This window comes from Rickettsia japonica YH (genome assembly GCF_000283595.1).
Classification (GTDB): Bacteria; Pseudomonadota; Alphaproteobacteria; order Rickettsiales; family Rickettsiaceae; genus Rickettsia; species Rickettsia rickettsii.
Genome location: NC_016050.1, coordinates 702,826 through 714,711 on the forward strand (window position 1 = coordinate 702,826; position 11,886 = coordinate 714,711).

Sequence of the window (11,886 nt, forward strand, 5' to 3'; positions counted from 1 at the left end):
TCGCGGGAATGACATAAAACGATCTATGCCACAAAGCCTTTAGTCGCTTGCAATGACGACTCGGGTATCCATACGACAAAGCTAAGACTTATTCTGAGAAAAAATATTATTAGCTTCTTCTAGCTCATTTTTAGTATTAACACCAACAATTAAATCATGATCAGTAGATAATAAATATGAAACCTTTTCACCGTGATTTTTACATATTTTTACTATTTCAGTTAAATAAACTTCCTTATGACCGTTAGTATTAGTAGCAAATAAAGGTAAGTATTTATTTAAAATTTCGCTACTGAAAGCCATAATACCTGAATTACAAAGCTTTATGTTTTTCTCTTCTGCGCTTGCATTTTTATGTTCGATTATCTCTAAAAATTCACCATTTTTATCAGTAACTATTCTCCCATATTGAACTGGATTGGCTCTCTCAAAGCTTAAAGTCACTAATGCAGAATTAGTAAGGCTTAAATAAGCTATTAATTCATACATAAGTTTTGAAGTAATAAGAGGATGATCAGCGTATAAAACTAATATTGTTTTATTTTTATTAATTAAATCTATTGCTGCATAAGTAGCATGAGCTGTGCCTTTAGGTTCTTCTTGCAGTACAAAGCGACACATATTTGCATAGGACGTTAAATATTTTTTAAGTTCTTCTGAATAAACTATAATTACATCATTTGTAACATTAAGCGAATTCTTTAATACCGTTTCAAGCATTGGAACTCCACCGACTTTATGCATTACTTTCGGTAAATCGGACTCCATTCTAGTACCTTTACCGGCTGCTAAAATAATTATTTGATAATTTGCATCGTTATAAGTCATGGTTCTCCTTGTATTATTTCGTAAACATCATCAGATAACTCATAATTCCCAAAAACTCTTTGCACATCATCGCTTTCTTCTAAAACTTCCACAAGCTTTAGTAATTTTTCAGCTTTTTCCTTATCATCTATAATTATTGTATTTAATGGGATCCAGCCTATATACGAATCTTCAGGTATGCCATATTTGCCAGTTAAAAATTCTAGAACTTTAGAGAAATTTTCAATATCAGTATAGATTGTATGGGTGGTATCATCGGATATAATATCATACCCCCCGGCTTCTATAACTGCCTCTAAAACCTCTTCATTAGATGCTATATTTATTGGATACTGAATAACTCCGCAATGGTTGAATAAATAATTGACACTACCGGTTTCGCCTAAACTCCCACCATATTTAGTAAAACTAGAGCGTACTTCTGCAGCAGTGCGGTTTTTATTATCGGTTAAAGCTTCAACTATTATAGCAATGCCATTCGATGCATAACCTTCATATCTAATTTCCGTATAATTTTCGGTATTAGAAGAATCATTAGCACTATTAATAGCTTTATCTATTCTTTCTTTAGGGAGATTTTGACTACGTGCAGCGGTTAAAGCATTTCTAAGACGTGGATTATTTTCAGGGTTATTAGAAGAACCGGTTTTAGCTGCAGTAACTATTTCACGAATTAATTTAGTGAAAACTTTTGCTCTTTTTTTATCTTGAGCCCCTTTACGATGCTGAATATTTTTGAACTTTGAATGACCGGCCATATTTATTTCTTTTCTTTCAAAAGTAGTATTATATACTCTGAAGTAAAATGAAAAGTAATATACGAAGATCAACTTGAAAAAGAGCAAGGAGTCTGCAAACCGAGGAGCGGAGCATATAATAAACATTCAGCATCCGAGGACTTACAAAGACGACGTAGCTAATTTTTCAAGTTCATCGAGTATATTTGTTTTCTCCAAAAACGATTAATTAACCTTGTTTTGCTTTAAATCTTTTATTCTTTTTATTTATTACAAAAATTTTGCCTCTTCTTTTAACGACCTGACAATCTTTATCACGTTTTTTTAATGATTTTAATGAGCTAACAACTTTCATAAAATATACTTTTACATTTAATTTGGGTTGATAATAAACATTTTTATTTAATCAGTCAATTAGGTTCTGTACTCTTGTAATAGAATAATCATAATTATGGCTATTTTTAGCTGCAAATTATAAGATTTTTTTGAAATATGAATAACTATTTCTGCAAAAACCTTATTAATTTTTGCTAAAAAATATCTCAAAATTATAATCATTAATCAAAAGTGTACAGTACCTAACAATTTAAAGCATTTTTAAAAAAATACCATGCTTCGTGGTTTTTAAATATAAATTTAACCAATAATTACAAAGGGATCAAATTATGAATAAATATTCATTATATAACTTGACTCAAGAAACTATAAATGAAATCAAGCAAAATGGAAGAGAATGGAGTTTAAACAAACCATATTATGATGAATTTCTTGTTGAATTACCGAAATTAGTTCAAAAATTTGATCTATCTGAAATAATTACAAAAGTAGATTATCCAGGTAAACATGTATCCATATTTAATGCAATAGGGGAGCTAGCATCATATGCTCAACTTGCTAAATGGGCTGAGAATGCTATTAAAGATGAGCAGCAAGGTGAAAATGAAAAAGCTGATAATCAATGGAAAGCTATAAAAGCAGTATTAGAGCATGCTAAAACATTAGGTATAGATTATTGTAGTTTAATAAGAGGCTGGGAAAATAATACAGGGGCAGCACAAGGCGATCAGATACTGAAACTTCTTTTAAACAAAGTGAAACAAAATATTGACTTAAGTATAGATGAGCTGAAGATAGCTAAAATCATAATAGACGAAGCAGATCAAGGAGAATACGGCTTATACACTATTCCAAATAATTATAAAAATAATGAAAATGCAAAACATGCAGCTAACAAACATAAAAAATGGTATGAAAGCATAATTAAAGATGAGGATTTTTCAATGTTACAAGCTTTAAGCTATAGTTTGGATACAAGCTCTATATTGCAAGAAAAAGATCTAATGGATCTATCTGAGGATGATTCTACTATATCTCCCGAAATGTCAAAGGAACAAAATAATCTTAACGATCAACAACTTGCAGCTTTGGTTCATCAAGCAACTGCTCACGCTAACAGAGAGGAAATACCACATATACAACCTTCTACTAGTTCTAATAGGGGAGAGAGCGGTACAGAAGATACTATTTTAGGTATGCAAGCTAAGGATTTAGTAACATTAATTAATGCCGGAGTGCAAGCTTTAGATGGGACTACTAATCCTCAAGATGCTCAAGGTAGCACTGCTGAAGACGTTGTAACACAAGTAAGTAATCTTTTGCAAGCGACAGGAGGCGATATTAATAATTTGTTGGATATGGTACCCGATATATTAGGTAATCCTCAAAACACTAATGATGCTGCTTGGGATTTAGATTAAATCCTTACCTCTTAAATGCTATAACTTCCCTTGCTTCATAAAATAAGTTATGGTAGGCTAGTTTATCTTATTGTAACTCAAGTTATTTTAGCGTTGCCGGTATGGTTTGGGAATTATGCCAAAATTGTTATTGCGAGCGACTACAAGGAGCGTGGCAATCCAGCAAAACAATAAAAAAATTCTGTAAATCAGAATTTTTTACTGGACTGCTTCATCAATTACTCAGTAATTTTCCTCTCAATGAAGTTAAAACCATACTACTCCTATTATTATCCTTTATCCTCTTCTCTAAGCCGGCTATTGCCGATCCTGAAATAGCTGAATCCTTTAAATGTTCAAAACTTTTTCCTTACTTTGAAAAAAAATTTAATATCCCATCTAATACGTTACATTCAATAGCTTTAAAAGAATCGGGAAAAAAACATACAACCCGTAAAATTAGATTAGTATGGCCTTGGACGGTAAATGTTGAAGGAAAAGGCTATTATTTTAACACAAAAAGAGCAGCCGTAAGTTTTGTTAGAATAGAGCTTATAAAAGGGCGAGAGAGTATTGATGTCGGATGCATGCAGATTAACTTAAGGCATCATTTAGGGGCTTTTAATTCCCTTGAACAGGCATTTGATCCAAATAATAACATTCGTTACGGTGCAGAATTTTTGCGTTCAAAATATGATCAGCTAGGGAGCTGGCACAAGGCGATAGCTCATTATCATTCGGCTACACATTCTTTAGGGTTTAAATATAAACAAGATGTAGTTAAAATAGCAAGTAATATGGCTCTTTATAAAGCATCCTTACATAGTTATCTAAATAATAATGAAGGGGCTTTAGAAGATACAATTCCAGTAAATAATAACAAAGTTCAAAAAAAATCACTTTTTAGTGGCAATAAAAGATACAGAAGTAGTATTATGATACCGGTTCCTGCTAAAATTAATTAATTCTATGAATATTAAATTAATTACATGTTTTTTAATATTAGTAAGTGCGGTAAAAGTAAATGCCGATTTTAACAATATTCAAGATAATTTTGAATATCAGGAAGAACAATTAGTAATAGAATTACCTTGGAGCGATTGTACCGAAATTCATAAATTATTAGAGGAAAAATTATCTTTTTCAGAACAACAAATAAAAAAAGAAAATAAAATTTATGAGAAATGTAAACAATTTTATTTAAAACATAATAACCCTACTAATTTTTCTATGCAATTTCTTGAGAAAAAATCTAAGACTAATGGAGTAGAAACTTTAATATCAGGTTTTTTAAAATTTTGTGAAGATAATTTTCAAACTAGTAAAAGTAAATCTAATTCCCTAAATTATTATATTAAAAAACAACAAGACCAATGGTTTAATTATATAAGAAATGAGAATTACAAAATATATTATAGAAAAAAATACGAAGATAATATCTTTAGAAATAATTAATTAAGGCAACTATATATCTTGTATAACCTAAATTGTTTCGATATAATAATTTTATATAAAATTGTGTTAGTATAGTTAAGTGTTAGATTTTAAAAGTGTTGTTGATTTATTCGAACAATTACCTACTAGAACAAAAGTGCATAATTATTTTACTGACATACGTTGGGCTAACGGAGCTTATTGTCCGTATTGCGGCAACCAAAAGATTTTTCATTATGCGGATGGAACGAATCACAAATGTTCGGCATGTAAAATAGTAAGATTTCTTTAAAGAAATGGTTTACAGCAGTTTTGCAAGTTACTACGCAAAAAAAAAGTTTATCATCGTTACAGCTTTCAAGAGATATTAATGTTACCCAAACAACTGCATGGTTTTATGCTTCATAGGATTAGAGAAGTGACTAAACTAGAAAGTTTTAGTATTCCTTAAAAAGCACTGTAGAAATAGATAAGACGTATATTGGTGGTAAAGAAAAGAACCAACATCAAAATAAAAAAACTAAAGGTACACAAGGTTGCAGCACAAAGACAAAAACCGTTGTAATCGGCATGATAGAGAGAAACGGTAACGCTAAGGCTCAAGTTATAACAAAGATTAATTCAAAGACCATAGAAAAAATTGCAATAAATAATATTCTAATAGGGTCAACTATTTTATCTGATGAATGGGAAGCTTACAAGGTATTAGAAAAGTTATATAATCATGAATATATAAATCACGACTTAGGTAAATATATAAGAGAGCCTGTGTCCACAAACATGATAGAAAGCTTTTGGGCGGTGTTTAAGCGTGGTATAATCGAGACTCTTATCTATTAGCAAAAAACACATAGAGAGATATTTAAACGAGTTTGTATTTAGGTGCAACCATAAAAACTATAATGTAAGCAATATGTTTAATGCTATACTTTTAAATACAGGTAATTATTTATCTTATAAAGCCTTGGTAGGTCGGTATGAAACTCAAAGTAGTTAAAAACGGAGAATTATCTTTTAACGAGGTTTTAGCAGTGATAGGTCAAGCTCCGTTAAAAATTAATTCTCCAGAGATTGAAGAAGACAAAATCCTTAAACCATTTATAAAATGGGCAGGGGAACAAGAAGCCTTAGCAAAGAGTTGTGCTTACGCTTACCTGCTAGTTACAATAATCATTATGAGCCTTTTATAGGAGGAGGAGCACTTTTTTTGCACTCGTTCCAGACAAAGCTATTATATCAGATATAAACTTAGATTTCATACAAGGCAGTTAAGGATGAAGCTCGAGCATTAATTGAGCTTGTTAGCTAAGCATAAAGCTAATCACTCTCAAGATTATTACTATGCTGTTAGAAAGAACGCAAATAGCGATAACCCTATTGAGATAGCAACACGTTTCATATACCTTAACAAGGCTTGTTATAATGGTCTTTATAGAGTAAGTAGCAAAGGAGAGTGCAATGTCCCGATGGGAGCTTATATAAATCCTAATATTCTTGATAAGGATAACATACTTGCGTGTAGTAAAGCTTTACAAAATGCTGAAATAATATATCAGGATTTCAGCAATATTTCACCTAAGCCTAAAGATTTCGTTTATATAGACCCGCCATATCAACCTATTAATAATACTTCATTTACAAAATATACAAAGCTTGGCTTTACAGAGGCAGATCAGGTTAAGTTTTATGAAAAATGCAGAGCATTAAATAAGAAAGGTGTATATTTTATTTCAAATTCAGATAGCGATTTTATAAAGAACTTATACAAGTTTTTTAGTATAGATATAGTAAATGCACCAAGAAGCATAAATTGTAAATCCGACAGTAGGCAAGGTGCTAATGAAGTTTTAATAAGAAATTATTAGTACAATGGTAAAACAAATTGCAATTTTACAAGCTAATAAAACTGGAAACGAACTTGAGATTTTTATACATGATCGACTAAAAAGAGAAGGATATTGTTTTGTACCTAATAAAAGATTTAGTGCAGCTAGGATCCTTAAGCAGCCTATTTATACTAGACAGTTTGAAGTTGGCAAAAATATTTATGATACTAAATGGAAATGCAATTTTATATTATATCATCCAGAACGTCACTCTAATTGCCTAGTTATAGAATCTAAGTGGCAACAATCAGGAGAATCGGTTGATGAAAAATATACTTATCTTGTGCTAAAAAAAACAAGGAATTTATGATACTATAATAATAATTGATGGTGATGGATATAAAAAAGAAACCTTGAAATGGCTCAAGGATCAAGTTGGCAGTAATTTAATAGAAGTGTTTAGTATGTCTGAATTTACATCTTGGATAAATCACAAGAAAATATAGGTTATACAAGTATATAATTCCCTTAATTTATTTCAGTACTTGATGCATATATTATTTAATTTATATTAACTGTAATAATATACAGGGTTATTTATGTTAAAGAAATTTATATTAGTATTGTTGTGTGTTATAAATCTCTAGGAGAATCTAATAAGACCGAGAACAATGTTTCAGCGATAGAAAGAAAAAAAGTTTCTAGTAATGATAAACAACTAAAACCTGTCTACTTAGAGCATTTTGATCTAACTTCGGATTTAAATCCTACAGAAAAAAGCTTGTTGAGTTTAGAACCTTTATCACCTAATAATAACAATACGCAACCTATAATTGTAGATATTTAGGAGAATTTTGAAGGGCTAGATAGAGTTAAAGGGGATGATATTCGCACTGCAAGACAGAGAGAACTTGTTCAAAATAGTTTGCTAGGAGATTTTTTAGGGGGTTTTATTTCTCGACCACCACCAACAATTTTAGGAGAGAAAATTCAAGATAGGAGAGGATTATATATTCAACAGACTAAAGCTAAAAAATCACCGAAATAATGCAGTAGAGGGGATAAGTAACAGCTTATTTATCAAGCATGCAGCTAATGATATAATAAGTCGATTAGGAATGATTGATAAGGATTTTTCGGATATTCTAGAAATATCGGCTAAATGCGGTTATCTTACGAGCTTACTAAAAAATGCTTATCGAAGTGCCGATATTACCGTAACAGATATGTCGCCTTTATTACTTGATTCTTTTGAGCATAATCATAAATTATTAATCGATGATGAAGATTTAGAATTACCAAAAGACTCTTTTGATTTAATTATTTATTCATTAGGGTTACACTGGATAAATGATGTACAACGCTTTTTATCTAATATAAGAATATTTTTAAAGTCTGACGGTATTTTTATCGGTCATTTTGTCGGAGGAAATAGCTTAAAGAATTTACGTAAATCCTTAATAGATGCCGAAATAGCAAGTGATTTTAAACACTCTCCTCATATTGCTCCTTTTATTCATTTTGATCATGTTCCGATTTTATTTTCGCAAGCAAGATTTGCCGAAGTAATTGTTGACTATGAAAATATAGAGCTAAAATTTGATAATCCTTTAGCTTTAATGAGAGAAATAAAAAATATAGGTGAGGCAAATTCACTAAATGCTAGTCATAATTATGCTATTTCTAAAAAGATGTTTTCTTTACTACAAAATTATACAAACGGCTTTGAAGATAATATTAATTTAATTAGTTTTATTGCTTCACCAAATAAGAATAGTATAAGATTAAAGTTGTTATAAAGGTGATAATGGTGTATTTTTAGCAGTATTACATCATTGCGAGAAAATTATGTAAGTAATGGACAAAGCAATCTCAGGATATTTGACAAGATTGCCACGCAGCCTATGGCTGCTTGCAATGACGATCCAACAATTTATTAAGGTCAAACAAATATGCAAGAATTTGATTTAGTGGTAATAGGTAGCGGTCCAGCCGGTTATACAGGCAGTATTAGGGCTGCTCAGCTTGGTATGAAAGTAGCGTGTATTGAGAAAAGCGATACTCTTGGCGGCACTTGTTTAAATATAGGATGCATACCATCGAAAGCTTTACTTAATTCTTCCGAAAAATATGAAGCAGCTCTAAAACATTTTGAGAATATAGGTATTACTGCAGATGTAAAACTAGACTTACAAAAAATGCTAGCTAATAAAGATAAAGTAGTTCTTGATCTTACAAAAGGTATAGAAAGTCTATTTGCCAAAAACAAAGTTACTAGGATAAAAGGTGAAGCTAAAATTAGCTCTAGTAATATCGTTGAAGTAAATAAAGAGCAAATTAAAGCCAAAAATATCCTAATTACTACAGGTTCCAGCGTCATAGAAATACCGAATATCAAAATAGACGAAGAATTTATTGTTTCATCTACCGGTGCTTTGAAACTTTCTAAAGTACCTGAGAACTTAATAGTAGTCGGCGGAGGGTATATAGGCTTAGAACTTGGTTCAGTTTGGCGTCGTTTGGGAGCTAAAGTAACGATTATTGAGTATACACCGAGCATTGTACCTATGCTTGATAAAGAAATTGCTACACAATTTATGAAACTACAGCAAAAACAAGGTATAGAGTTTAAACTGAATACTAAAGTGCTATCTGCTGAAGTAAAGTCAGGAAAAGTAAATCTGACAATAGAGGAGGGCGGTAAGAGTTCAGTAGTAACAAGCGATGTTGTGTTGATGGCGGTAGGCAGAAAAGCCTATACGCAAAATCTAGGACTTGAGTCTGTCGGTATTATTACGGATAAGCAAGGTAGCATTGAGATTAATGACCGGTTCCAAACAGCAATTTCAAATATTTACGCAGTCGGTGATGTGGTAAAAGGAGCTATGCTTGCTCATAAAGCCGAGGAAGAGGCTGTAGCTGCCGTGGAAATTATGGCAGGGCAGGCAGGACATGTTAACTATCACTTAATTCCAAGCGTAATATATACTTATCCTGAAGTAGCAAGCGTCGGTGAAACGGAAGAACAGCTAAAAGAAAAAGGCATTAATTATAAAGTCGGTAAGTTTCCGTTTTTAGCAAATAGTAGAGCAAGAGCAATCGGTAGTACGGAAGGGATGGTTAAGATCCTTGCCGATAGTAAAACCGATAGGGTTTTAGGAGCGCATATTATAGGAGCTGATGCAGGTACATTAATTGCCTCGCTTACGGCTTATATGGAATTCGGAGCAGCTGCAGAAGATATAGCAAGAACCTGCCACGCTCACCCAACTTTAAGCGAGGCTATAAAAGAGGCAGCACTTAGTGTAGATAAGAGGACTATTAATATGTGATATATTTCGACGTCATTGTGAGGAAAAACTGTAAGTTTTGACGAAGCAATATCAGGCGTCCTGCTTTATGAGATTGCCACACTCCTTGCAGTCGCGGCGTTGTTGCATGGCTTGAAAAACCAGTTCGGTGTCATACCGTGGCTTGACCACGGTATCCAGTAAAACCACTCAAAATACTAATAATATTAGTATTTTTAACTAGATCCCACGAACAAGTCGTGGGATGACAGAGATGAAGCAAGACCACAAGGCCTTCAGTCGCTCGCAATGACGAATTTAAGGATATTTATGACCAAACAAGAGCTGCGTCTTTATTTCAAAGAATTTTTAATAAAAAACCAAGATAAGATTAATTCCGATTTAGTCAAAAACTCTCTAATCAATAAAATTAGCCGGTTATTACAGGAGTTAAAAGTAAAGACAGTAGGACTTTATTTTCCTCTAAAATATGAAATTAACTTACTTGAAATAACAAACTTACATCCTGAAATAAGATTCTTCCTACCGAAAATCATAAAAAATGAGATAAAATATTGTTCTTATCATTATAACGATCAATTGGCTTTAGGGGCTTTTAAAACCTACGAACCTATAAATAATGATTTTTTTATTCCTGAGGTAGTTATTATCCCAGGGCTTGCGTTTAGTAAGGAGGGTTATAGACTTGGATACGGCAAAGGACATTTTGACCGATATCTTAATAATAACCGAAATATATTAACCACCGGAGTTTGTTTAAAAGAACAATTAATAGATAATTTTCTGATTGAATCTCATGATCGTAAGCTTAAATTTATGATGTCGGTATAATAACCTTAATTTTTTTAACTTTGGGTAAAATGGTTGATATAATAAAAAAAATTGTCGTATTGATCGGTGTACCTTTTGCTTTTTTTGCACAAGCAGTTGGAGATTGGCTAGAAACAGGACAAATATCCGGCGATACTTAGACTGGAGATATTTGCTTTCAATTAGCATTAGTAGGAGTAGGGACACTTATCATAGCCCAGGCATTTAGTAACTTGCCTGATGATGTATACAACGAATATGTCAAAGTAGTACAAGATAGTGAGATACAAGTTACATTAGTTGGCTAATTTTTCTATTCATAATAGGCTACAAATTATTCGATTTATAGCTTTTTTCTTATAAGTTATTACACAAACTTATTATTTCATCTTTATATTTTTGTTTGTGTAAATATTTGCTTTTTAAATTTAGATTTTTAAAATCCTTGTGATTCAATGGCGGGTATTTACTAAGCTTTATTAAATCTTCATGTAAAATAAAATGCTTACGAGGAATATTTATAGTTTGTGCATTCTCTTCACGATAAGCTGCAAACATTTGAATTTTGTGATTAAAACTCTTATCATCACTTATATATTTTATTTTTTTCCAAGCATCTTTCGGCTCAACCTTATAATTTCTAACATCTAATAAAGTACTAAGAGTAGTTTGATATTTATTAGTTAAATTATTTCTAATAATTATATTATTTAACTCTTTATATATCTTATACAAATACTCCACGTCTAACATTGCATAATTTAACATATCACTAGTAATAGGGCGTTTTAGCCAGTTAGATTTTTGGTGGGTTTTATCGATAGTAATACCGATTAGCTTATAGCAAAGGTCATCATAGCTTAGCTGTTTACCAAATCCGCAAATATTTGCTGCAATTTGTATATCAAAAACATTAGCAGGTAGTGTTTTAAATAAATTATAGAAAATCTCTAAATCTTCACGAGGAGCATGAAATATTTTAGTAATATTATTATCTGCAAGCAGCTTATTAAAAATATTCAGATCTAAATTGCTTAATGCATCAATTATTCCGCAATATTCTTCTGCTTTAACTTGAATTATACTAAGCTGAGCATAATAAGTATAGCGACGCTCAAATTCCGTATCTATGCTTAAGCATGCCTTATTTGCTAACCGGTTACAAAATTCTTCTAATGTTTTTTGATTATCGATAATTTGCATA

General features: G+C 31.5%; 13 protein-coding genes and 4 pseudogenes. 13 read left to right on the plus strand and 4 right to left on the minus strand.

What is annotated here, in order from left to right; genetic code table 11:
* Window positions 1-81: 81 nt before the first annotated feature.
* The 3 genes from RJP_RS03770 to ykgO form a co-directional block, all read right to left on the minus strand.
* Complete coding sequence (locus tag RJP_RS03770; protein ID WP_014120842.1) at window positions 82-828, minus strand: sugar phosphate nucleotidyltransferase; 747 nt, start codon at window positions 826-828, stop codon at window positions 82-84.
* Window positions 825-1,586, minus strand: coding sequence for a YebC/PmpR family DNA-binding transcriptional regulator (locus tag RJP_RS03775; RefSeq protein WP_024704567.1), 762 nt, complete (start codon window positions 1,584-1,586; stop codon window positions 825-827). The genes RJP_RS03770 and RJP_RS03775 overlap by 4 nt, the downstream gene beginning before the upstream one ends.
* Window positions 1,587-1,794: 208 nt before the next feature.
* Window positions 1,795-1,920, minus strand: a complete 126-nt coding sequence (gene ykgO / locus RJP_RS03780) for a type B 50S ribosomal protein L36 (RefSeq protein WP_014120844.1) — start codon at window positions 1,918-1,920, stop codon at window positions 1,795-1,797.
* Window positions 1,921-2,845: 925 nt separating this feature from the next.
* Here ykgO and RJP_RS11355 point away from each other — a divergent pair.
* The 13 genes and pseudogenes from RJP_RS11355 (at window position 2,846) to RJP_RS11365 (ending at window position 10,990) form a co-directional block, all read left to right on the plus strand.
* The gene (locus RJP_RS11355) at window positions 2,846-3,322 is read left to right on the plus strand and encodes a hypothetical protein (protein WP_037215362.1); all 477 of its coding nucleotides are present in this window, start codon (window positions 2,846-2,848) and stop codon (window positions 3,320-3,322) included.
* A 101-nt stretch (window positions 3,323-3,423) separates the two neighbouring features.
* Window positions 3,424-4,266, plus strand: coding sequence for a lytic transglycosylase domain-containing protein (locus tag RJP_RS03795; RefSeq protein WP_014120845.1), 843 nt, complete (start codon window positions 3,424-3,426; stop codon window positions 4,264-4,266).
* A gap of 4 nt (window positions 4,267-4,270) precedes the next feature.
* Window positions 4,271-4,756: a DUF2532 domain-containing protein gene (locus RJP_RS03800; protein WP_014120846.1), complete on the plus strand. Its 486-nt coding sequence runs from the start codon at window positions 4,271-4,273 to the stop codon at window positions 4,754-4,756.
* 136 nt (window positions 4,757-4,892) lie between these two features.
* On the plus strand, window positions 4,893-5,027 hold the full coding sequence (locus RJP_RS07905; protein ID WP_225981316.1) for a transposase: 135 nt from the start codon (window positions 4,893-4,895) through the stop codon (window positions 5,025-5,027).
* A 164-nt stretch (window positions 5,028-5,191) separates the two neighbouring features.
* Window positions 5,192-5,575: pseudogene (locus RJP_RS03805) on the plus strand (IS1595 family transposase); the annotation flags it as partial.
* Window positions 5,576-5,712: 137 nt separating this feature from the next.
* Window positions 5,713-5,925, plus strand: a complete 213-nt coding sequence (locus RJP_RS03810; protein ID WP_024704568.1) for a hypothetical protein — start codon at window positions 5,713-5,715, stop codon at window positions 5,923-5,925.
* A 108-nt stretch (window positions 5,926-6,033) separates the two neighbouring features.
* Window positions 6,034-6,600, plus strand: a complete 567-nt coding sequence (locus tag RJP_RS07150) for a DNA adenine methylase (RefSeq protein ID WP_081497912.1) — start codon at window positions 6,034-6,036, stop codon at window positions 6,598-6,600.
* A 4-nt stretch (window positions 6,601-6,604) separates the two neighbouring features.
* Window positions 6,605-7,067: pseudogene (locus RJP_RS09820) on the plus strand (PD-(D/E)XK nuclease superfamily protein).
* Window positions 7,068-7,160: 93 nt separating this feature from the next.
* Window positions 7,161-7,609: pseudogene (locus tag RJP_RS10510) on the plus strand (hypothetical protein).
* 31 nt (window positions 7,610-7,640) lie between these two features.
* Entirely contained in the window at window positions 7,641-8,360 is a 720-nt protein-coding gene (locus RJP_RS03840; RefSeq protein ID WP_261368760.1) for a methyltransferase domain-containing protein, read from the plus strand.
* Window positions 8,361-8,513: 153 nt separating this feature from the next.
* Window positions 8,514-9,893, plus strand: coding sequence for a dihydrolipoyl dehydrogenase (lpdA, locus tag RJP_RS03845; RefSeq protein ID WP_014120849.1), 1,380 nt, complete (start codon window positions 8,514-8,516; stop codon window positions 9,891-9,893).
* Between the two features lie 288 nt (window positions 9,894-10,181).
* A complete protein-coding gene (locus tag RJP_RS03850; protein ID WP_024704570.1) occupies window positions 10,182-10,703 on the plus strand; it encodes a 5-formyltetrahydrofolate cyclo-ligase in 522 nt (173 codons plus the stop codon).
* A gap of 59 nt (window positions 10,704-10,762) precedes the next feature.
* A pseudogene (locus tag RJP_RS11365) lies at window positions 10,763-10,990 on the plus strand (hypothetical protein).
* A gap of 49 nt (window positions 10,991-11,039) precedes the next feature.
* Here the strand turns inward: RJP_RS11365 and RJP_RS03860 are convergent.
* Complete coding sequence (locus tag RJP_RS03860) at window positions 11,040-11,885, minus strand: ribonuclease D (RefSeq protein ID WP_014120851.1); 846 nt, start codon at window positions 11,883-11,885, stop codon at window positions 11,040-11,042.
* Window position 11,886: the final 1 nt, after the last annotated feature.

Excerpts from the sequence above, each read along its gene's own strand:
- lpdA (WP_014120849.1), top strand. The coding sequence starts at position 8,514 with ATGCAAGAATTTGATTTAGTGGTAATAGGTAGCGGTCCAGCCGGTTAT.
- RJP_RS03850 (WP_024704570.1), top strand. The coding sequence starts at position 10,182 with ATGACCAAACAAGAGCTGCGTCTTTATTTCAAAGAATTTTTAATAAAA.
- RJP_RS03775 (WP_024704567.1), bottom strand. The coding sequence starts at position 1,586 with ATGGCCGGTCATTCAAAGTTCAAAAATATTCAGCATCGTAAAGGGGCT.
- RJP_RS03860 (WP_014120851.1), bottom strand. The coding sequence starts at position 11,885 with ATGCAAATTATCGATAATCAAAAAACATTAGAAGAATTTTGTAACCGG.
- RJP_RS03810 (WP_024704568.1), top strand. The coding sequence starts at position 5,713 with ATGAAACTCAAAGTAGTTAAAAACGGAGAATTATCTTTTAACGAGGTT.
- RJP_RS03770 (WP_014120842.1), bottom strand. The coding sequence starts at position 828 with ATGACTTATAACGATGCAAATTATCAAATAATTATTTTAGCAGCCGGT.
- RJP_RS03795 (WP_014120845.1), top strand. The coding sequence starts at position 3,424 with ATGGTTTGGGAATTATGCCAAAATTGTTATTGCGAGCGACTACAAGGA.
- RJP_RS11355 (WP_037215362.1), top strand. The coding sequence starts at position 2,846 with ATGTTACAAGCTTTAAGCTATAGTTTGGATACAAGCTCTATATTGCAA.
- RJP_RS03800 (WP_014120846.1), top strand. The coding sequence starts at position 4,271 with ATGAATATTAAATTAATTACATGTTTTTTAATATTAGTAAGTGCGGTA.
- ykgO (WP_014120844.1), bottom strand. The coding sequence starts at position 1,920 with ATGAAAGTTGTTAGCTCATTAAAATCATTAAAAAAACGTGATAAAGAT.